Annotated in this window: 18 protein-coding genes; 13 read left to right on the top strand and 5 right to left on the bottom strand. The window is 50.4% G+C overall.

Annotated features, from left to right (window positions below):
- The first annotated feature begins 218 nt into the window (after positions 1–218).
- A complete protein-coding gene (gndA, locus tag PJDR2_RS19190) occupies positions 219–1631 on the top strand; it encodes an NADP-dependent phosphogluconate dehydrogenase (protein WP_015845380.1) in 1413 nt (470 codons plus the stop codon).
- A gap of 10 nt (positions 1632–1641) precedes the next feature.
- Here the strand turns inward: gndA and PJDR2_RS19185 are convergent, their stop codons facing one another.
- On the bottom strand, positions 1642–1938 hold the full coding sequence (locus PJDR2_RS19185; RefSeq protein WP_015845379.1) for a hypothetical protein: 297 nt from the start codon (positions 1936–1938) through the stop codon (positions 1642–1644).
- A 146-nt stretch (positions 1939–2084) separates the two neighbouring features.
- Between PJDR2_RS19185 and PJDR2_RS19180 the strand changes: the two genes are divergently transcribed.
- From PJDR2_RS19180 to ptsP, 5 genes are all read left to right on the top strand, one after another.
- Entirely contained in the window at positions 2085–2600 is a 516-nt protein-coding gene (locus PJDR2_RS19180) for a shikimate kinase (protein WP_015845378.1), read from the top strand.
- A gap of 35 nt (positions 2601–2635) precedes the next feature.
- The gene (gene aroA / locus PJDR2_RS19175; protein WP_015845377.1) at positions 2636–3928 is read left to right on the top strand and encodes a 3-phosphoshikimate 1-carboxyvinyltransferase; all 1293 of its coding nucleotides are present in this window, start codon (positions 2636–2638) and stop codon (positions 3926–3928) included.
- 30 nt (positions 3929–3958) lie between these two features.
- On the top strand, positions 3959–4393 hold the full coding sequence (locus tag PJDR2_RS19170; RefSeq protein WP_015845376.1) for a CoA-binding protein: 435 nt from the start codon (positions 3959–3961) through the stop codon (positions 4391–4393).
- 198 nt (positions 4394–4591) lie between these two features.
- Entirely contained in the window at positions 4592–6478 is a 1887-nt protein-coding gene (locus PJDR2_RS19165; RefSeq protein WP_015845375.1) for a glucose PTS transporter subunit IIA, read from the top strand.
- Entirely contained in the window at positions 6475–8223 is a 1749-nt protein-coding gene (ptsP, locus tag PJDR2_RS19160) for a phosphoenolpyruvate--protein phosphotransferase (protein WP_015845374.1), read from the top strand. The genes PJDR2_RS19165 and ptsP overlap by 4 nt, the downstream gene beginning before the upstream one ends.
- Positions 8224–8257: 34 nt before the next feature.
- Here ptsP and PJDR2_RS19155 read toward each other — a convergent pair whose 3' ends face one another.
- Positions 8258–8785, bottom strand: a complete 528-nt coding sequence (locus PJDR2_RS19155) for a type 1 glutamine amidotransferase domain-containing protein (RefSeq protein WP_085982391.1) — start codon at positions 8783–8785, stop codon at positions 8258–8260.
- A 55-nt stretch (positions 8786–8840) separates the two neighbouring features.
- On the opposite strand from PJDR2_RS19155, the gene PJDR2_RS19150 reads away from it, so the two are divergent.
- The 4 genes from PJDR2_RS19150 to PJDR2_RS19135 all read left to right on the top strand — a co-directional run bounded on the left by PJDR2_RS19150 (position 8841) and on the right by PJDR2_RS19135 (position 11650).
- Complete coding sequence (locus tag PJDR2_RS19150) at positions 8841–9257, top strand: VanZ family protein (protein ID WP_015845372.1); 417 nt, start codon at positions 8841–8843, stop codon at positions 9255–9257.
- Positions 9258–9373: 116 nt separating this feature from the next.
- Positions 9374–9787: a hypothetical protein gene (locus PJDR2_RS19145; protein ID WP_015845371.1), complete on the top strand. Its 414-nt coding sequence runs from the start codon at positions 9374–9376 to the stop codon at positions 9785–9787.
- Between the two features lie 154 nt (positions 9788–9941).
- A complete protein-coding gene (ccpA, locus tag PJDR2_RS19140) occupies positions 9942–10952 on the top strand; it encodes a catabolite control protein A (protein ID WP_015845370.1) in 1011 nt (336 codons plus the stop codon).
- Entirely contained in the window at positions 10952–11650 is a 699-nt protein-coding gene (locus tag PJDR2_RS19135) for a 5'-methylthioadenosine/adenosylhomocysteine nucleosidase (protein ID WP_015845369.1), read from the top strand. Before ccpA ends, PJDR2_RS19135 begins: the two co-directional genes overlap by 1 nt.
- Positions 11651–11713: 63 nt before the next feature.
- Here PJDR2_RS19135 and PJDR2_RS19130 read toward each other — a convergent pair whose 3' ends face one another.
- Both PJDR2_RS19130 and PJDR2_RS19125 read right to left on the bottom strand, forming a co-directional pair.
- Complete coding sequence (locus tag PJDR2_RS19130) at positions 11714–12889, bottom strand: acetoin utilization protein AcuC (protein ID WP_015845368.1); 1176 nt, start codon at positions 12887–12889, stop codon at positions 11714–11716.
- A gap of 26 nt (positions 12890–12915) precedes the next feature.
- Entirely contained in the window at positions 12916–13551 is a 636-nt protein-coding gene (locus PJDR2_RS19125) for a GNAT family N-acetyltransferase (protein WP_015845367.1), read from the bottom strand.
- Between the two features lie 237 nt (positions 13552–13788).
- Between PJDR2_RS19125 and acsA the strand changes: the two genes are divergently transcribed.
- Entirely contained in the window at positions 13789–15513 is a 1725-nt protein-coding gene (acsA, locus tag PJDR2_RS19120; protein ID WP_015845366.1) for an acetate--CoA ligase, read from the top strand.
- A 198-nt stretch (positions 15514–15711) separates the two neighbouring features.
- On the opposite strand, the gene PJDR2_RS19115 is transcribed toward acsA, so the two are convergent.
- Positions 15712–18795, bottom strand: coding sequence for a penicillin-binding protein 1A (locus PJDR2_RS19115; protein ID WP_015845365.1), 3084 nt, complete (start codon positions 18793–18795; stop codon positions 15712–15714).
- A 457-nt stretch (positions 18796–19252) separates the two neighbouring features.
- On the opposite strand from PJDR2_RS19115, the gene PJDR2_RS19110 reads away from it, so the two are divergent.
- Entirely contained in the window at positions 19253–19783 is a 531-nt protein-coding gene (locus PJDR2_RS19110) for an NfeD family protein (RefSeq protein WP_015845363.1), read from the top strand.
- A 32-nt stretch (positions 19784–19815) separates the two neighbouring features.
- Positions 19816–21351 carry a flotillin family protein gene (locus tag PJDR2_RS19105; RefSeq protein WP_015845362.1) on the top strand — a complete coding sequence of 512 codons (1536 nt, stop codon included), beginning with the start codon at positions 19816–19818 and terminating at the stop codon, positions 21349–21351.
- Positions 21352–21363 lie beyond the last annotated feature (12 nt).

Below are 21363 nucleotides of genomic sequence, written 5' to 3'. Positions count from 1 at the left end.
CGAATCATTTGATTGATTCGTTTTTTTGTCGGTATCGGATTTCTCATTTTCTGGTTAGCATTTCTTCGCAATATAAGGTAAACTTTCTAAAGCGGTCAGGAAAACTAATGGACGAATGCCGACAAATTCCGCGCAAATGGTTTTCATCTCCTTGCAAAAGGAGTAATATAAAACTATTGAAGACCACCATACTATAAAGAAAAGGATGGAAGAACCAAATGGCTAAACAGCAAATTGGCGTTATCGGCCTCGCAGTTATGGGTAAAAACCTTGCCCTGAACATTGAGAGCAGAGGTTTCACTGTATCGGTGTACAACCGTTCCCGTGAGAAAACAGATGAATTGATCAAAGAATCCGCAGGCAAAAACCTTGCTCCTGCATACACAGTTGAAGAGTTCGTGCAATCGCTCGAATCTCCTCGCAAAATCCTGATCATGGTACAAGCAGGCGCAGGTACTGACGCAACAATCGACGCTCTTGTTCCGCATCTGGACAAAGGCGACATCATCATCGACGGCGGCAACGCTTATTTCCCTGACACGGTTCGCCGCAGCAAAGCTCTTGAAGAGCAAGGCATCCGCTTTATCGGTACTGGCGTATCCGGCGGTGAAGAAGGCGCCCTTAAAGGTCCTTCGATCATGCCAGGCGGCCAAGAATCGGCTTACAAGCTGGTTGAGCCTATCCTTACAGCTATCTCGGCAAAAGTCGGCGACGACGCTTGCTGCACATATATCGGTCCGGACGGTGCGGGCCACTATGTAAAAATGGTTCACAACGGCATTGAGTACGGCGACATGCAGCTCATCTGCGAAGCTTACGACCTGCTGAAAAACACGCTGGACCTGAACGCTGAAGAGCTTCACAGCATCTTCACAGAGTGGAACAAAGGCGAACTCGACTCCTATCTGATCGAGATCACTGCTGACATCTTCTCCAAATACGATCCTGAGACTGGCAAGCCTATGGTTGACGTTATCCTTGACTCCGCTGGCCAAAAGGGTACTGGTAAATGGACGAGCCAAAGCTCCCTCGACCTTGGCGTGCCACTGTCGATCATCACGGAATCCGTATTTACTCGCTTCCTGTCCGCTATGAAAGACGAGCGTATCGCAGCTAGCAAAGTACTGAACGGTCCTGAGAAAAAACCTTTCGAAGGCGACAAAGTGGCATTCATCGAATCCGTTCGTAAAGCTCTCTTCGCTTCGAAAATCTGCTCGTACGCACAAGGCTTCGCACAAATGCGCGCAGCTTCCGAAGAATATGACTGGAACCTTCGTTACGGCGACATCGCGATGATCTTCCGCGGCGGCTGCATCATCCGTGCACGCTTCCTGCAAAACATCAAGGACGCTTACGACCGCGATGCTAACCTGCGCAACCTGCTTCTTGATCCTTACTTCCAAGGTATCGTTGACTCGTACCAAGGCGCATGGCGTGAAGTAGTTGGCACAGCTGTAGCAAACGGCGTACCGGTGCCTGCATTCGCAAGCGCATTGTCGTACTTCGACAGCTACCGTACAGAGCGTCTGCCTGCTAACCTGCTGCAAGCGCAACGCGACTACTTCGGTGCACATACCTTCAAACGTCTGGACAAAGAAGGTTCGTTCCACCACAACTGGATGAACTCCTAATCCGGCTTGATTATTTTAGCCCGTATGAAGCTTCGATGAGGCAATTCCGCAGGCGGGTAGCCTCCTGCTCGGAGTAATGCTTGCGGCGGATCAGCAGCATCGAGGCTTCGGCGAAATAATGAAAGTTTTTCAATAAGCGTGGCTGCGAAAGGTCCCTGAGTGCAGGGTCCCCGTCAGCCACCTTTTTTTTAATATATTCAAGCATCCAGACCACGTCTTCGCGGCAGAGCGGGTGATCGGGACTCAGGATTCGGTCAATTCTTTCGTTGGTCAGGCGGCTGTCAGGCAAATTCGATTCATTGGTCATGCCTATTCACTCCTACTTATGAAATATGCATCATTATCATCCATACGGCATATGCAACATTTTTATACCCTATTCCAGATAAAAAATGATATGATGTTGTGGAAAAGCATGTATTTAGGGGAAAAGATGATAGGGGAGTTCTTGCATTGGAGCAACGCACAAGCAAAATTGTATTGGTAGGCTTTATGGGAACGGGCAAATCCACCGTCAGCCGTTTGCTTGCGGAGCAGCTTGGCTGGTCCCGTTACGATTCGGATGAAGTGATTGTAGAGCGCGAAGGAACGATCTCGTATCTGTTCGAGACCCTCGGCGAAGCGGGCTTCCGCGATATCGAGAGCAAAGTGCTTGCATCGCTTTTGGAAGCGGAGGAAAGCTCCGTTATTGCGACAGGCGGCGGCTGCGTGCTGATGGAGCAGAACCGTGAAGCCATGCTGAAGCACGGCTATGTAGTCGCTCTTACGGCAGACGCGGAGCATATTATCGATCGGGTGAAGTCCGATACGGCACGTCCGCTGCTCCAGGGCGATATCGCAGCAAACGTTCACCGGATTATGGAGCAGCGTAAGAATGCTTATGATTTTGCGCATCTCCGTTTGGATACAACGTCATTAACGCCGCAGGAAGCGGCCGAAGTGATATTGAAGGCATTACAGGAGAAATAACGAACCACTCTAATAAAAAGGAGAATTGCTGCATAATGGACGTAATTGTTACACCCACTCCAACACTCCAAGGGGAAATTCAAGCGCTTTCCTCTAAAAACTATACGACTCGCTACCTGCTTGTCGCTGCGCTTGCGGATGGTACAAGCACGATCTACTACCCTGCTCATAGCGAAGACAGCGACGCGATGCGCCGTTGCATCCGAGATTTGGGTGCAATCGTAGAAGAAGACGACGAAAAAATCGTCATTACGGGCTTTGGCAAAAATCCGAAAGACGTAGATCAACTGGATGTAGGCAATGCCGGCGCAGTACTGCGTTTCCTGATGGCTATTGCCTCGCTATGCCCGGATGTTACTTTCATTAACCGCTATCCGGATTCCTTGGGCAAACGTCCACATAACGATCTGATCGATGCGCTTGGCCAAATGGGCGTAAAGATTGAACATAACGAAGGCAAGCTGCCAATCCGTATCCAAGGCGGAGCGCCTAAAGGCGGCAAAATCCAGGTATCCGGTAATGTTAGCTCTCAATTCCTGAGCGCGCTCCTGTTCCTTACTCCGCTTCTGGAGGAAGACAGCGAGATCGAAGTCCTGCATGATCTGAAATCGAAGGTTGTTGTTGGCCAGACGCTTGAAGTGCTTGAGCAGGCAGGCATCGTGATCCACGCTAGCGAAGATCTCATGCACTACCGTATTCCGGGCAATCAGAAATACGAAGCGAAGAAATATGTCGTTCAAGGCGACTACCCGGGTTCGGCGGCGATTCTTGCTGCGGCTGCGGTAACGAACTCGGATGTCATCGTTCACCGTCTGGCTGAGAACAGCAAGCAAGGCGAACGCGCGGTTGTTGACGTACTTCGTATGATGGAAGTACCTCTTACGCACGAGAACGGCATCGTTCACGTTAAAGGCAATGGCAAGCTGAAAGCCGTCGAGTTCGATGGCGATAAAGCAACGGATGCAGTGCTCGCTATGGTTGCCGCGGCAGTCTTTGCCGAAGGAACTTCGCGCTTCTATGACGTTGAGAATCTTCGTTACAAAGAATGCGACCGGATTACGGATTACTTGAACGAGCTGCGTAAAGCCGGTGCTAACGTTGAGGAACGCCAAGCTGAGATTATCGTTCACGGCCGTCCGGAAGGCGTTGAAGGCGGCGTGGAGATTAATGCCCATTATGACCACCGCGTTATTATGGCTCTTACCGTTGTTGGACTGCGCGCCAAAAATCCGATCCGGATCCGCGACGCGCATCATGTTGCCAAGTCCTATCCAATTTATTTCGATCATTTGAAAGCGTTAGGCGCAAACGTAGAATGGGTAGAATAAAGGAAAAAGGATGAAAGCGAGGCGCTGATTATGGCATTTGAAAATCCGACCCGAGATGAAATCAAGGAAATTCTGCAAGCGAGCAACACCATTGCCGTAGTGGGGTTGTCCGACAAGCCGGACCGCGTATCCTACATGGTATCGCAGGCGCTGCAAAAGAAGGGTTACCGCATCATTCCGGTAAATCCCGCTGCCGAGACCATTCTGGGCGAGAAGAGTTATGCTTCTCTCAAAGATATTCCGGAGCCGGTTGATATCGTGAACGTCTTCCGCCGCCCTGAGCATACGCCGCCAATTGCGGAGGAAGCCGTGGCAATTGGCGCGAAGACCCTTTGGCTGCAGCTCGGCATCGTGAACGACGAAACGGCGAGAATTGCATCCGAAGGCGGACTTCAGGTCATTATGGACCGCTGCATCAAGGTAGAGGATTCGATTCTACTGCCGCATGGGAAGCAGACAACCTAAACAGTGCCTTTTAAGTTATACCTTACATTGGCGGGCCGTCAGGCCCGTCTTTGCTTTGACAAAAAAGCCTGAACGCCGTACCATCGTTATAGAGAAAAGGATCAGGCAAAAAGAATTATCGCAAAGAACGCGATAATTCTTTAGGTCCATGCTTACGAAGCAAGAATTGCTTTGCAATTCTTTTCAGGAGGTGACGAATTGAATTTTCTAGGAAGGTTTCAGCAGCTTGGACGGGCTTTTATGCTGCCTATGATCGTACTTCCCGCTGCGGCAATCTTTTTATTTCTAAGCCAGCTGCCATGGGATCTTCTTGGAATTCCCAATGCCGCGGACTATTTGCAGGCGGCAGGCCATGCGATTTTTACGTTTCTTCCTTATATTTTTGCCCTTGGCGTATCGCTGGGTTTAACGGGCAACGCTCTTGCAGCCGGTATGGCTGCACTCGCGGGGATGGTTATCTATGTCGGTGTAACCGGAACAGCCGATCCGCAAATCGAGCCAACCGTGTTTGTAGGCTCCATTATCGGTATGATATCCGGCTTCAGTTACGAACGTTTTAAGAACCTGCGTTTACCGGAATACATACAGTTTTTCGGCGGGCCGCGGTTTGTGCCTTTATTCGTCAGCGTTGTAACCGTTATCTTGTCCATGGCCATGATCGGCGTTGCACCATTAATTCAGCGCATGCTGGAGGGTCTGGGTGATATTGTTGCTTCAGGCGGCGGATTTGGCGTGTTTTTATTCGGTTTCTTGTACCGGATTCTAGTTGTGTTTGGTCTGCATCACCTGCTCAGCCATGTGTTCTGGTTCCAGGTGGGGGGCTACGAGACGGCTGACGGGTCGATGGTATATGGCGATTTACCGCGGTTTTTCGCCGGCGACCCAACTGCAGGGGCTTTTATGGCCGGCATGTATCCGATCGTCATGTTTGCTTTGCCGGCTATAGCGTTTGCCATCATTCATGAGGCCAGGGAAGATTTGAAGCCAAAGATTCGGAAGACGTTCCTCTACGCGTCGCTGGCATCTTTTCTGACTGGAGTCACGGAGCCTGTTGAGTTTGCTTTCTTGTTTGTTGCCCCTTACTTGTTTGTGGTGCATGCGATATTGTCAGGCGTCATTATGTGGGTCACCTATGAATTGGGGATTCGGCACGGGTTCTCTTTCTCGGGCGGCGTTATCGACTACATTATTAACGAACATCTGGCAACTAGAGGCTGGCTGCTTATCCCGATCGGGATTGTAGTCGGACTTGTATATTACCTGGTGTTTCGCTGGGCGATTAACCGGTTCCGGATTCCTACTCCGGGACGTGAGGAGGGCTCTCAGCTCGATGAATGGGCGGGCGACATTCCTTACCGTGCTCCTCTTATCCTGCAAGCGATCGGCGGCAAAGACAACATTGTGCAGATGGAATCCTGTATCACAAGGCTTCGTCTCAAGGTTTCCAATGAGAAGCTGCTTGATAATAATGCCTTGAGAAATTTGGGGGCGGCAGGGGTGCTTAGACTTGGCGGGGGGAACGTCCAGGTCGTATTCGGCACGTATTCGGAATTAATCCGGGCAGAGATGCTAAAAGCCATTCAGCGTGACCAGGAGCAAGTGCTGTTCAGCTCGCCTGTGCAAGGACGCATGATTCCGCTTGAAGACGTTCCCGATCCGATATTTGCAGGCAAGCTGGTTGGACAAGGCGTTGCCTTTATCCCCGAGAAGGGCGAGCTTGTATCGCCTGTTAAAGGCACCGTTATGATCGTGTACCCAACGATGCATGCCGTAGGCATTCGTACGCAGGAAGGGCTTGAGGTTCTGCTTCATATCGGCATCGATACTTCCAAGCTCACCGGAAAATCGTATTTCAAAGCGGTTGTCGAGGAAGGACAAGAGGTTATGCCGGGCGATATGCTCGTGCGCTTTGATCTGCAGCGTGTCCGCAAGGAAAGCAAATCTCTTGCTACGCCGATGGTTATTACCAATTCGGATCTTGTTCATTCTTGGCGCTTCGCGCCGTTTAAAGCAGTGAAGAAGGGGCAGTCTTCGGTTTTGTCCGTTGTCCTTAAAGAGAGAAATGGTGGAGGGGAAAAACCATGATACAAGGAATAGGAGCTTCGGCCGGCATTGCGATCGGGAAGTCGTTTGTACTGCCGAACTGGGAGTGGGAATTTCCCGAGCAGCGAGTGGATGTAGCAGATTTCGCCCGTGAATTCGAGCGGGTCTACGAGGGGATACGTACATCCAAGCATGAGATCGAACAGATCAAGGATGAGCTGAGGGAAGTTGTAGGTTCCGACGAGACGCAGATTTTCGATGCGCATCTGGCGATTTTGGACGATCCGGTGTTTATGAACGAGATTCAGGGGATCATCCAGCGTCAATACAAGGCGGCAGAAGTTGCGGTGAAGGAAGCCATCGATCATTTTGTAACGATGTTCGATCTGCTGGATGACGAGTATATGAAGGAACGCGCTCTTGATATCAAGGATGTCGGGAACCGCCTGCTTAAACATTTGCTAGGCGCGCCTGAGATTACGCTGCCTTCCGATACTCAACCCTTTATTCTGATTGCGCGTGAGCTTTCTCCTTCCCAGCTGGCTCATATTAACCCGAACAACGTGCTTGGCATTGTAACGCTTGCCGGAAGCTCGACTTCTCATTCCGCCATAATGGCCCGTGCTCTTGGCGTTCCGCTTGTCGTAGGGGTGGAAGCTAAGCTGGAGGAGCCGATCCAGACTGGGCAATCTCTTGTGATTGACGGTACGGAAGGTCTGCTGTTCATTGAACCCGATGACTCATTAATCGAGCATTACTCCCAGCTTCAAACCAGCCTGGCGGAAGCCAGACACCGTCTAAGCGGCATTGCCGGCCATCAGTCGGTGACCCCGGACGGCAAGGTGCTCGGCTTGGCGGCCAATATCAGCTCTCTTAAGGAGCTTGAAGTCGCGTTGTCGAGCGGCGCGCATGGCGTTGGATTGTTCCGGACGGAGTTTCTGTATATGGACCGGAACCGTTTTCCGAAGGAAGAGGAGCAGTTCGAGGTTTACAAAAGTGTTGCCGAAAAGCTCGCTGGCGAACCGCTTATTATCCGGACGCTGGATATTGGCGGAGATAAGCAGCTCGATTACTTCAATATTCCGGAAGAGGACAATCCGTTCCTTGGTTACCGGGCCATCCGGATCTCGCTGGACCGCAAGGATTTGTTCAAGACGCAGCTTAGAGCGATTTTGCGTGCAAGCAGCTATGGGCAAGTAAAGGTGATGTATCCGCTTATTTCTTCGGTAGAAGAAGTAAGGGCAGCTAACCAAGTACTGTTGGAAGCTAAGCAGGAGCTGGAGAGAGAAGGAATTGCTTACGATCCAGGCATCCAGGTGGGCATTATGGTTGAAGTGCCTGCAGCTGTTATGCTCTCGGATTTGCTTGCGCAGGAGGTTGATTTCTTCAGCATCGGAACAAATGATCTTGTCCAGTTTACCCTGGCGGTCGACCGGATGAACGATGAAATTAGTTATTTGTACGAACCGTTTCATCCTGCGGTGCTTCGTATGCTGAAGCAGACGGTTGAAGCGGCCAAGCGGAATGGAATCAAAGTGGGAGTCTGCGGCGAGCTTGCCGGCGACCTTCGTGCACTGCCGATCTGGCTGGGTCTTGATGTAGATGAAATCAGCATGTCCTCCCATTCCATTCTGCAAGTGAAAGAGCGGCTGCTCTGCACAACGCAGAAGGACAGCCGCTCGCTGCTGCCGCAGCTGCTGGAATGCCGCATGAGTGCGGACATTCATCAGAAGCTGAAGCAATTTATGGACTCCGTTGACGAGAAAGGGGCAGCCTCCGCGATTTAGCGGCGGCTCCTTTTGTCTTCATGCAGTTTTGCGCTTAGACTTGCTGCTCCAGCGCATCAACAAATGCCTTCGCATAAGGAGGCAGATCCGGCGGACGGCGTGCCGAGATCAGGTTGCCGTCTACCACGACCGCTTCGTCAAACCATTCGGCACCGGCGTTTTCCATATCGTCGCGAATGCCCGGCGTTGAAGTGACCTTGCGTCCCTGCAAGATTTTGGCGGAGATGAGAACCCAGCCGGCATGACAGATTTGCCCGATTGGTTTGCCGGCCGCATCAAGCTCCTGAACAAGCTGCAGCACCTTTGGATAACGGCGCAGCTTGTCCGGTGCCCAACCGCCTGGGACCAGCAGTCCGGCAATATCGGCGCTGTTCACTTCGTCGAAGGAGAGGTCGGCGACAGCGGGAACGCCGTATTTTCCGATGTGCTTCTTGCCCTTTTCCGGGCCGGCATAAAGGACGGTAGCTCCGGCCTCGCGAACGCGGTATACCGGATACCAGAGCTCGAGATCCTCGAACTCGTCTTCAAGCAGACAAATAACGGTTTTATTATGTAATGACATCATTGATTTCCTCCCGTATTTATTATTTCATATTCATTGTAACGAAGGAGAACACATGAATCAAACGAACAGACGCCGGATCGTCCGATTTGCCCCGGTAGTTATATGGATGGCTGTTATTTTCGGATTTTCCTCCCGTACAGGCGATGAGATGAATACGATGCTGCCGTTTTTCCGGAAGTTTTTCCCGCATATGGCGAGCTTCGATTGGGGGCATTTCATCGCTTATTTTATTTTGGCAGCAGCTTTTGATTACGGCCTTGGAAAAAAGGGCGACCGCTTGCTCTACAAGCTGTCGATAATTATCGGATGCGGTCTGTACGGAGTGACGGATGAATACCATCAATCCTTTGTTGGCGGCCGGATGCCCGATGTGATGGATATCCGGAACGATATGATTGGAGCGGCTATTTGGGTCATACTGGTATCGATTCCAATCTTGAAGAAACGCTGGCGGAAAGTCGCCCCATAGTAAAAATTACATAGTGCGGATAAGCAGGATTTTATGCAGAAAAGGTCGAATCCTTTACGCATCTCGAAATAGAAAAAGAGGAACGGAAGAGAAGCGCGTAAAGGGAGTGGACCAAAGTGCAGAAAAGGTGTCATTGCGGTGACATCATGAAGATGAAACTGCGTACAGTGATCTATTCGGGGAAAGTCGAAATTGACAATGTTCCGATCTATTCATGCTCGGTATGCAGCCGCAGCGAAGTACTTCCCGATGTGAAACCGGATTTGACCGGTCTCATCGCAAAGCTGGGTCAGGAGCCGCCAAAGCAAACATTTCTGTTTAATGAATGCAACGAATGGGCAGACCTGCTCGTAGAAGCAAGTGAAGACAAAAACCAGCCGGATCCGTATCATATCGAGCGGCTGACGCAAGAGCGCATCAACAACCTGCTCGACCTGCATCTGATTGCGCAATCGCTTCATGATGAGGAATGGATTGCTGATATTAACAAACGGCTATCTCAACTTAGCAGACGGTCAATGCATACATAAGCCATACGGGAATATCACTCTCCATTCGCTGCATGATGAAGCACAGATTGACGCTGGTACATGCGCTAACATTGCGAAAAGTAATATTTTGTCGTATGATTACGTTAATATGCAGCGAACGTAAATAAAATTTGAGATATTGGAGAGAAGTACCGTGACGGTTACCATTTATGATGTAGCAAGAGAAGCAGGAGTATCGATGGCTACGGTTTCTCGGGTTGTGAACAACAATCCGAACGTGAAGCCGGCAACGCGCAAAAAGGTGTATGAGGCTATTGAACGACTCGGGTATCGTCCAAATGCGGTTGCTCGGGGCTTGGCCAGCAAGAAAACGACTACGGTCGGCGTTGTCATTCCGGATATTTCGAATGCGAATTTCGCCGAGGTTGCACGTGGTATTGAAGATATTGCGAATATGTACCATTATAATATTATTTTGTGTAATGCAGATAAGAAGAAGGATAAAGAGATCCGCGTTATCAACACGCTTCTGGAGAAGCAAGTGGACGGACTGCTCTTTATGGGCGGCGCTGTAACAGAAGAACATATGCAGGCATTTAAGACTGCAAACGTGCCGATCGTCCTTTGCGCAACAACGGATGAGAATGGTCAAATTCCGTCTGTTGACATTAACCATGAAGAAGCGGCTTATGACGCAGTGTGCAAGCTGATTCAGGAAGGGCACAAACATATTGCGATGATCAGCGGTACGCTGCAGGATCCAGCGAATGGTTATGCCCGTTTCCAGGGGTACAAGCGTGCGCTTGAAGACTCCGGGATTCCTTATGATGAAACGCTGGTTCGCACGGGTAATTACCGTTATGAATCCGGTGTTGAAGCGATGAAATATTTCATTGATCTATCTGAGCGTCCTACAGCCGTATTTGCGGCAACGGATGAGATGGCTATTGGCGCCATTCATTGCATTCAAGACTCCGGTCTGAAAGTACCTGACGATATCTCGGTTATCAGTGTTGACAATACACGCATGGCTTCGATGGTTCGTCCGCAGCTAACCGCTGTTGCTCAACCGATGTATGATATCGGGGCGGTTTCGATGCGTCTGCTTACCAAGCTGATGAAGAAGGAAGTTGTTGAACACGCCAAAGTAATTCTGCCGCATGAAATTGTCGTTCGGCAATCCGTTGGAGGTTTGCAAGCATAATGGCTTTTAATAAAATCGGTATTATTGGCGCAATGGTCGAAGAGATCGAGCTGCTGCACCAAAATGTTAATGTAACAAACAGTGTAACGAAAGCTGGCATTACCTATTACGAAGGCCAGCTTCATGAGAAGACGGTTGTGTTCTGCAAATCCGGTGTAGGGAAAGTTAATGCGGCTGTCTGCACGCAGATTCTGATTGATCTGGGCGTTGACAGCGTGTTGTTCACCGGCGTAGCAGGCGCCCTTGATCCACGTCTCAATATCGGCGATATCGTAGTTTCTTCCAGCTGCGTACAGCATGATATGGACGTAACACCGCTTGGGTTCGCCAAAGGGGTTATCCCTTATCAGGAGCGTTCGGAGTTTACAGCCGACGATCGGCTTGTGAAGCTTGCATCGGAAGCAAGCGAGCGTTTGTTCGAAGGGCGTAGCCTGATTGGCAAAGTTTTGTCCGGCGATCAGTTCATCGCAAGCCGCGATACGGTTCGCGAGCTTTATGAAAACATGCAGGGCGCATGCGCGGAGATGGAAGGCGCATCGGTCGCTCATGTGTGTGATTTGAATGAAGTACCGTTTGTTGTTATCCGCTCGATGTCGGATAAAGCTGACGGGTCGGCACATGTGAATTATGCAGAATTTACGGTAACGGCAGCCAACAATTCTTATGCGATTATTGATGACATGATCCAGCATATCTAATGCAAAAATGAACGTCCGTACCGACAAGGTACGGACGTTCATTTTTATTTCAGAAGGGGTTTCTCATAGATCTTGAATGGCGATGGCAACGGTCTGGCGGTTCTTTACTTCAATCTCGGCTCTCCTCGGAATAGGCAGGACCTGACTCATATCATCCAGCCAGCTGACAGGCAGGGGATCAGGGCTTGAGGCGGACCATTTATCAAGCCAGGCTTGAGGAAGCGGAACATCTTCATGATGCTCGAGCTGCTCCACGATAGGATGATCCGTCATCGTCAGCCACACAAGCGACCAAGCTCTGGGCACAACACGCCACCAGTCATAACCGCCGCCGCCCAGAGCAACCCAGCGTCCCTCTGTATGCTTGTGGGCAAGCTCGTGGATGATCATAGGCATTTCCTGATAAATACGCATGCTGCAATGTATGTGCGATAAAGGGTCATAAGCATGCGCGTCACAGCCATGTTGGCTTACGATGATATCGGGTTTAAACGCTTCTGCGATTTTAGTTACCGAGCTGCGAAAGCATTCCAGCCAGGAATCATCCTCCGTATAAGGCTCCATCGGCACATTGTAGCAAGCTCCGTAACCGGTGTCTGCTCCCTTCTCATGGACGAATCCGGTTCCGGGGAAGAGAAATTTACCGGTTTCATGAATGGAGTAGGTGCAGACATCCGGATCATGGTAAAAGCTCCATTGCACGCCGTCCCCATGATGAACGTCCGTATCGATATATAAGACACGCGCGCCATAGGTTTGGCGAATGTATTGAATAGCAACGGCGGCGTCGTTATAGACGCAGAAGCCTGCTCCGCGGTCAGGAAAGGCATGATGCAGCCCGCCGGCCATGTGATATGCATGAGCAGCTTGGCCGCTCATGACGAGTTCAGCAGCGTGAACGGAGCCAGCCGTTATGGTCGCAGCTGCGTTATGCATCCCCGGAAAAAAGGGTGTGTCCTCCGTATCAAGTCCATATTTTCCGGCAGCCGCAGCCGCTTCTTGAGCAGGGATGTCCATGCTTAGCTGCTGAACGGTATTTATGTAATCCGCCCGGTGAACGAGCGCAAGCAGGTCCTCATCTGCCATGCCAGAAGGAGAGTTCATTTGATCTTGATTGAGCGCTCCCGCAGCCTGCAGCAAATCAAGCGTTAGAGCGATACGGAATGGGCTAAACGGGTGCTGCTCCCCAAATTGATAATGGGTACTGTCAGAATGATGAACGAATATAGCGTTAGTCACTTCTTAACCTCCCAAATAAAAACACGCTAATACATGAAACGCTGCCTGAAGCGGATTCGGTCGAACTGCTCTTCGGACTCCTGCGGTATTTCTTTGCCGATACGTACCATCAAGCAGTTGGCAGGATGCGAGCAAATCTCCGGATCATCGGTTGCGTACCAGACCATGCCGACGGATTTCATCAGCTTCTCCATAATGCCCCGGTACTCCCATACGCTTAGCTTTGTTCCTTCCAAATCCCAATGCCAGTAATACTCGGTGGTAAAGACGATCATATTTTCAAGCTGTTCATCCGCAAAAGCCACTTGAATCATTTTTTTGCCAAGCCCGTAGGAACGGTATTGATCAGCTACTTCAATAGCTCCAAGTTCAACTAAGTCCGGCATGCCGGCTTCATACCAGCGTTCCAGCTCGTCCGGGTAATGAAAGGTGACATAGCCAACAATCAGCTCGTCTAAGCGGGCTAGAATAATTCGTCCTTCCTCGAGGCCTGCAATCTCAACCAGCGCTTCATGCTGGTCCTTAGGCCGCCTAAACGCGTCCAGATCGGCATGCATGGCGAGTGTTTGCAAGGATTCCGGAGGGACGGGACCTTCAATGATACAGATTCGGCCGTCCTGCAATTCTATCTGCTGCCGTTGATACTTTTTGCGATGCTCCAATAACGGTATCTCCTTTCCGAGGCCGTGAGCTCCCTTATAGTTAAGGTTATAGCAAACATCGGGGAAAATGAAAAGCATAGTCGAATGGAAAGTCATTATGCTATAATTGTTGTGGCGGTTGAGTAACCGGAAAAGATGCGATTGATAGACGGCTTGTTTGCCTGCAAGATCCGGCTAGCAATTGAAAGCGTATTCTTAACGGTTAATGTTTAACAGATTTGATGGGAGAGTGATAGAATGATCAACTTGCATCAAGAACGAATTCCAGCAGTGGCAACAAATCCAAATCTTAAGAATTACGAGCAAGCATCGAAGGAATTTAGTTGGGAAGAGATTGAAAGCCAATTCAGCTGGCATGAGACAGGGAAAGTAAACATGGCGTATGAAGCCATTGACCGTCATGTGGAGTCCGGTAAAGGCGCCAATATTGCTCTTTACTATAGCGACAGCGCACGCGACGAATCTTATACGTATGAACAAATGAGCAAGCAGTCGAACCGGTTCGCGAATGTATTGCGGAAATACGGCATCGGCAAGGGAGAACGGGTATTTATCTTTATGCCGCGCACGCCGGAATTGTATTTTGGCGTATTAGGCGTCCTGAAGGTAGGTGCCGTTGTAGGCCCGTTATTCGAAGCTTTTATGGAGACGGCAGTCAAAGATCGCCTGCAGGACAGCGAAGCAACGGCGATTATTACAACACCGGCTCTTCTTCCGCGTATTAAACGCGACGAGCTGCCTAATTTGAAACATATTTTTGTCTTTGGCGACAACGTAGCGGCTGACGATGTTATTGTCGACTTCAGCGCGGAGATGGCACAAGCTTCGGAAGAGGCCGAGATCGAATGGCTCGACCGCGAGGATGGTCTGATTCTCCACTACACTTCCGGTTCTACCGGCAAGCCTAAAGGGGTCTTCCACGTACAGAACGCCATGATTCAGCATTACTACACGGGTAAAATCGTACTGGATCTTAAAGAAGGCGATATTTACTGGTGTACGGCTGACCCGGGTTGGGTTACGGGAACCTCTTACGGTGTCTTTGCGCCATGGCTGAACGGAGCGACCAACGTCATTCGCGGCGGACGCTTCAGTCCAAGCGACTGGTACGGCACGATTCAGAAATACGGCGTAACGGTATGGTATAGTGCTCCAACCGCGTTCCGTATGCTGATGGGAGCAGGGGACGACCTGTCAAGCTCGTTTGATCTGTCGAGCCTGCGTCACGTGCTCAGCGTAGGCGAACCGCTTAATCCGGAGGTTGTGCGCTGGGGAATGAAGGTGTACAAACAACGGATCCACGACACTTGGTGGATGACGGAAACCGGCGCTCAGCTGATCTGTAACTATCCGTCCATGGATATTAAGCCGGGTTCGATGGGTAAACCGTTGCCAGGCGTCAAAGCAGCAATTATCGACGATCAAGGCAATGAGCTTCCGCCGTATCGTATGGGTAACCTGGCTGTGCAAACACCATGGCCTTCGATGATGCGGAAAATTTGGAACAATCCTTCGAAGTACGAGGAATATTTCCGTATTCAAGGCTGGTACATTTCCGGAGACTCTGCTTATATGGATGAAGACGGCTACTTCTGGTTCCAAGGCCGTATTGATGATGTCATCAACACAGCCGGTGAGCGGGTAGGCCCGTTTGAAGTAGAGAGCAAGCTTGTAGAGCATCCAGCGGTCGCAGAAGCGGGCGTAATCGGCAAGCCGGACCCTATGCGCGGCGAGATTATTAAAGCATTTATCGCCCTTCGTGAGGGCTACACGGCTTCGGATGAGCTGAAGGCCGAGATTGCGCAATTCGTAAAAGTCGGATTGTCTGCTCATGCAGCGCCACGCGAAATCGAGTTCAAAGACAAGCTGCCTAAGACGCGCAGCGGCAAAATCATGCGACGCGTCCTCAAAGCTTGGGAGCTTAACCTCCCAACAGGCGATCTGTCTACAATCGAGGACTAATACCATATAAAATAAAAGGCGCCACGGATTTAATCCGTGGCGCTTTTTCTGTTCTTTTTCTTACTTAATACGGAGCATTTCGAATGATACTGGAAAAGCGTCAGCGCCCGCCTTTGCTCGGGAAATCCAACCGTATAAGGTTAAGTTCAAGGAATTCCCGAGCAACAGCGGTTGGAAGAACAGTCGAATGCGGAGTATTTATTTCCCCACTTTTACTTGCTGCGAAGGTGGGGATTTGCCGGTGTCATTTTCCGCGATGACGTAGAAGGTACCGGTCGTTAAAGGTGTAACATATTCAAAGCTTGGGTTTTGAGTTTTTCCTATCTCAACATATTTACCGTCGTTATTTGCACTAAAGAATACATGATAAGTCGTAACGTATTCGGCATCCGCATTTGCGTTCCATGTCAGCAGCACGCTCAAATCAGTTGGTGCTGCGGCCAAGCCGCTTGGCGAGGAAGGTGGAGCCAGATCCGGATGCTCGGTACCCGTGTTGTTGCTGCCGGTATCATCACCAGGCAGGCCTGGAATCTCGGGACTGATAGCTCCTTTGCCGAAAGTAACAACTTGACTTGCAGCCGATTCTTTACCCGCTACGTCTACCGCAGTGACATAGAAGCTGTAGCCTTGATTGCCGGATACCGTAACTTTTGCTTTCAGCTCATCGCCAACGAGAATGGAATCTCCAACCTTCTGAGCTGGTTGACCGTTAACGGACTGATAAACCCGGTAGCCTACAATATCCTTCTCGGTGCCGCCTGTGAAGGTCAGCATAACGACTCCGGAACCAATGGATTGCAGCTTCACATTGCTTGGAGCGTTTGGCGCATTGCCGTCATCTACACGCGGATCCGCTTTGGAAGGCGCATTGGAATCTGCATCAGCAGGAAGATAAGATGCGAGCGACTTTCTGCTGCTTGCCGGAAGCTTCTCTTGCGCTGCTTTGATTTCATCCATTAACTCATCAAGCGGTTTCTTCCGCTTAATAACGATTCGTTCGCGGACCATATCTTTCGGTGTGGCAGGATTAGGTACATAGTTGACGCCGTTGAATGGAATATATGCCATTTTCACTAACGCGTCATCTGTTTCCTTCGGCAGATACTTCTGATTGAACCAGTCTGTGACAAGCATGCCGGATTCCTTCGTCAACTGGCTTGGAAGCTTGCCGCTTGCGCTGGATACCGTAGCTTTGACAAGGCCGGAAGGACGTTCGAATTCCTTCGTCGTGAACAGATCAGGTTTGGCCTTCGTAATCTCATTCATCATAAGCGCCCAGATGGAGCGTGCCCGCTTTTTGCCAGGGTCAGACAACGTATGAATCTGCTCTTCATAACCTGCCCATACACCAAGGGTAACATCCGGGGTGAAGCCCATAAACCATACGTCGCCGTAGCTTTGCGTCGTGCCCGTTTTGCCTGCGATTGGAATTTTACCGTATTGCTTGAAGTCGGAAGTTAAGGAGTGAGCCGTACCTTGACCGCTCGATACGACCGTCTTCAGCATGTCGGTAACCAGGAATGCCGTTTGAGGCGAGAATACCTGCTTTGGAGCAGCTTTATGCTCGTAAACCGCTTTTCCTTGCGAATCGGTAATTTTCGAAATCATGTAAGCATCGTTAAAGACGCCTTTGTTCGGAATAGCGCCATATGCATTCGTAAGTTCTTCAACCGACACCCCGATGCTGAGACCCCCAATTACACCGGTCTGCGCATTGTCGTCCTGCGGCTGCAAGGTTGTAATGCCAAGATCGCGCGCGAAGCTCCATGCGCCTTTGATCGTTACATCATCAAGGAAGATCTTGATAGCAGGCAGATTGAGGGAGCGATTAAGCGCTTCGCGCGCCGTCACAAGCCCTAGGTATCTGTTCGTCGAGTTTTTCGGGATATGGAAGCCTTTTTGTCCATCCTTCAGCACAACAGGAGCATCATCGACGATACTTGCAGGTTGAATGAGTCCTTTATCAATGGCTGGCAGATAGGCGGCGATTGTCTTCATCGCCGAACCTGGCTGACGCGTCATCTGAGTGGCAAAGTTCATTTGCTCCTCGTAGAAGTCGCGGCCTTCCAGCATACTTAGAATGGCGCCAGTCTTGTGATCGATCATGACAGCCGCAGTCTGCTCGAGACCCTTCTCCTTACTGAAAGCAGAGAAGTTCTTAGGATCCGCCGCGATATCGTGCATGATCTTGTAGATGTCTTTGTCAATCGTTGTATAGACGTGATAACCGCCGTTGAGCAGACGCTGGCGGGCATCTTCTACAAGCGAGGAGTTTTCCTTCTTCTTCAGATCTGCCTGCGTAAGCTTTGGATTTTCCTGAAGTACCAGAATTTCAGCTGCCTGGCGCTCTGCTTCAAGCATCAGGTAAGGATAAGTGGTATAGGCCTTCTCCGATGGCGGTGCAAGGGTGGAGCGGATATCAAAAGCCTTTGCTTCATCATATTGCTGCTTCGTAATCCGTCCGAATTTCAGCATTTGCGATAGTACAGTGCCTTGGCGTTCCATAGCAAGCTGGAAGCCCTCTTCATCAAATTGCCCTTTGCTCGTAAACGCGGTATAAGCGGAAGGGCGCTGCGGCAGACCGGCCAGGTAAGCTGACTGCGCAATGTTTAATTGATTAAGGTCGGTGATATTGAACAGCCCTCTGGCTGCCGATTTAATACCGTATAAATTATATCCGCTCGATCCGTTGCCAAATGGCACCTTGTTCAAATAGGCGGCGAGAATCTCGCCTTTGGTCAAATAACGTTCCATCCGAAGCGCAAGAAACATCTCTTTTACTTTACGGCTGTCCGTCTTGTCCAAGCTAAGGAACACGCGGCGTGCCAGCTGCTGCGTCAGAGTACTGCCGCCGGTTTGCGTATCTTCATTTAAGAGCTTCTGTTTGACAGCCCGTCCAAGCCCGTTAATATCGACGCCTTTGTGATGCATGAAGTTGTTATCTTCAATGGCAAGCACGGCATCGATAACCTGCTGAGGCAGATCATCGTATTCGATTGGCGTACGGTCCTCTTCGGTCCGCAGCTGTCCAACCAGCGTGTCGTCATTGAAATACACATATCCCGTAATGGAATTTTCGTTTACCTTCTCCTCAATTAATGTACGAGGACGTACAGCTTCGTCCTTGACAAGCGAGGCGACATAGCCGGTTAAAGCCCCGCCGGTTAATAAACCGATAAAAATGCCGAAATAAATGAGCCATTTGACAGTCATCAATGATATGATTCCGAAAGTACGCCATCCGCTCCTGCGGGGCGGCGATTTGCGATCTTCTTCTTGCATATGTACAAATTCCCCCTCTAAATGACCAGAACCTATTATAACACAGAACGTTTATTTGGAGCACTAGCATGATTGACTTCCCTTTAGCCCTGTGGTAGTTAAGCTAAATGCGTTGATTGGTACGGAATAACTTGCGAATGATGTCGATTGGCGGACAGCTTTGGAGCGGCAACGCCGTTCTAAACGGAGTACGTTTCATGTATTGTTATATTGCCCAAATGTTTAATTTCGGCAGCGTGCTCACTGGCGACGGTGCCGCGAGCAACTCTTTGACGTGTATATAGACGAGGAAAGGCAGGAAAAGTTGTATAGCGCATGAAGAATAATTTCGCTGCCGATGCTTGGAAAAATTAAAAAAATGAAGCTTTCGATTAGAAAGCTCCCATTTTTTCGAAACAAAGTGGGGGTATATGCGTATGAATTAACAGCATATGGTTGCTGTGAGAGGAGGAGGAAGTTGGAGGCGGTATTTTGGGGATGTCTCATTGGCGGTGCTCTATATGCTATCATCAGTGCTCTGCTTGGGGATTTGATCGGTCACGCGCTTGGCGGCATTCTTGATTTTTTGTCGCTGGACGGTCATCCGTGGCTTAATCCGACAACCTTGGTTGGGGGGATTACCGCATTTGGCGGTGCGGGGCTGCTGCTTGCGCATTACACGTCGCTTGGGCTCGCGGCCGTATTCATTCTTGCTCTTGCGGGAGGTGTGGTCTTTGGCGGCAGCGGCTATTTCCTGTACGTAAAGCCGATGAGCGAAAGCGAGAATTCGATTGCGCTCTCGGAGAAGGACCTGAGCGGCAAGATCGCGGAAGTGATTACAGCCATTCCTTCCAAGGGTTACGGCGAGGTACTGGTCAAAGCGGGAGCGGGATATACCAACCAGATTGCAGCCAGCTTTGACGGTGATGAGATACCAGGCGGTTCGCGGGTTGTTGTTGTGGAAGTAAAAGAAAATACGCTGTACGTCTCCAAGCTTGACCCTTACTAAAAAGTGCTAAACTGAGAGGAGAAAGAAAGTTCATGCCAGAGTATCTTGTTATTCCTTCTATTGTAGTTGCCGTATTCGTTATCCTCGGTATTGCCTTTTGGGCGCGCTACCGTACCGTAAGCCCGGACGAAGCGATGATCGTAACGGGTTCTTTCTTAGGAAGCCGGAACGTAAGCACGGATGAAACCGGCCGTAAAATTAAAATCGTCCGCGGCGGAGGCGCCTTTATTCTTCCGATCTTCCAAAAGGCGGAGTTTCTATCGCTGCTCTCCCACAAACTGGACGTTTCTACTCCGGAAGTATATACGGAACAAGGCGTACCTGTTATGGCGGATGGTGTCGCAATTATCAAAATCGGCGGTATCGTTGAGGATGTGGCGACAGCAGCCGAGCAGTTCATGGGTAAACCAACCGAAGCGCTGAAGAGCGAAGCGCAAGAAGTGCTGGAAGGTCATCTCCGGGCTATCCTCGGTACGATGACGGTAGAAGAGGTTTACCGGAACCGCGACAAATTCGCGCAAGAGGTGCAGGGCGTCGCAGCTAAGGATTTGAAAAAGATGGGCTTGCAGATCGTTTCCTTCACCATCAAGGATTTGCGTGATAAGCACGGATATCTGGATGCCCTTGGTAAACCGCGTATTGCTGCCGTAAAACGCGATGCGGATATTGCGGAAGCTGAAGCGGTCAGAGATTCCAGGATTAAGAAGGCGCTTGCCGAAGAAGAAGGACAGAAGGCCGAGCTTGTGCGCGATACAAATATCGCCGAGGCTGCTAAAGAGAAAGAACTGAAGGTAGCTTCCTTCAAACGCGAGCAGGATATGGCGAAAGCGGAAGCGGATCAGGCCTACTCGATTCAGGAAGCGCGCGCCAAGCAAAGCGTAGTTGAAGAGCAGATGAAGGTTGAGCTCGTCCGGAAGGAACGCGAGATTGATCTGGAAGCGAAAGAAATTCTGCGCCGCGAGAAGCAGTATGATGCGGAAGTGAAGAAAAAAGCCGAAGCCGACCGTTATGCGGTTGAACAAGCGGCCGAAGCGGACAAAACCAAAAAGCTCCGCGAAGCGGATGCCGTGCAATACCGCATTGAATCGGAGGCGAAGGCGCTTGCTGAGCAGAAGCGTCTGGACGGTCTTGCGATCGCCGATGCAGAGCGTGCGAAAGGTACGGCCGAAGCCGAGGTCATCCGTCTGCGCGGTCTTGCCGAGGCGGAAGCGAAGGAAAAGCTTGCTCAAGCGTTCGAAAGCTTTGGCGAAGCTGCGGTTCTCGATATCATCGTGAAAATGCTGCCTGAGCTTGCCGGCAAAGTCGCAGAGCCGATTAAAGGCATCGACAAGCTGACGGTTGTAGATACCGGTCATGGCGAAGGGGCGGCCCGCTTAAGCAATTACGTAACCGGCTTAATGGCGACAGCACCGGAAATGCTGAAAAATGTATCCGGTATTGATGTCAACTCCCTTATGAAAAACCTAACGTCCCGGGTATCCGGTACTTTAACTCCGCCAGCGGCGGCAGCTGCCGAGGCACCTGTGCAGATCCCGCAGCCTGCTGAGCCTGTGGAGAAAAAAGAATAACGAACATAAAAA

Origin of the sequence: Paenibacillus sp. JDR-2 (assembly GCF_000023585.1) — a bacterium.
Lineage (GTDB): Bacteria > Bacillota > Bacilli > Paenibacillales > Paenibacillaceae > Pristimantibacillus.
Note: the sequence above shows the minus strand (reverse complement) of the source record. Positions and strands in the feature narration are given on the sequence as shown.

What these genes read in the sequence shown, in the direction of transcription:
- gndA (WP_015845380.1), top strand. Translation starts at nt 219, where the DNA reads ATGGCTAAACAGCAAATTGGCGTTATCGGCCTCGCAGTTATGGGTAAA.
- PJDR2_RS19185 (WP_015845379.1), bottom strand. Translation starts at nt 1,938, where the DNA reads ATGACCAATGAATCGAATTTGCCTGACAGCCGCCTGACCAACGAAAGA.
- aroA (WP_015845377.1), top strand. Translation starts at nt 2,636, where the DNA reads ATGGACGTAATTGTTACACCCACTCCAACACTCCAAGGGGAAATTCAA.
- PJDR2_RS19170 (WP_015845376.1), top strand. Translation starts at nt 3,959, where the DNA reads ATGGCATTTGAAAATCCGACCCGAGATGAAATCAAGGAAATTCTGCAA.
- ptsP (WP_015845374.1), top strand. Translation starts at nt 6,475, where the DNA reads ATGATACAAGGAATAGGAGCTTCGGCCGGCATTGCGATCGGGAAGTCG.
- PJDR2_RS19155 (WP_085982391.1), bottom strand. Translation starts at nt 8,785, where the DNA reads ATGTCATTACATAATAAAACCGTTATTTGTCTGCTTGAAGACGAGTTC.
- PJDR2_RS19150 (WP_015845372.1), top strand. Translation starts at nt 8,841, where the DNA reads ATGAATCAAACGAACAGACGCCGGATCGTCCGATTTGCCCCGGTAGTT.
- PJDR2_RS19135 (WP_015845369.1), top strand. Translation starts at nt 10,952, where the DNA reads ATGGCTTTTAATAAAATCGGTATTATTGGCGCAATGGTCGAAGAGATC.
- acsA (WP_015845366.1), top strand. Translation starts at nt 13,789, where the DNA reads ATGATCAACTTGCATCAAGAACGAATTCCAGCAGTGGCAACAAATCCA.
- PJDR2_RS19115 (WP_015845365.1), bottom strand. Translation starts at nt 18,795, where the DNA reads ATGCAAGAAGAAGATCGCAAATCGCCGCCCCGCAGGAGCGGATGGCGT.
- PJDR2_RS19105 (WP_015845362.1), top strand. Translation starts at nt 19,816, where the DNA reads ATGCCAGAGTATCTTGTTATTCCTTCTATTGTAGTTGCCGTATTCGTT.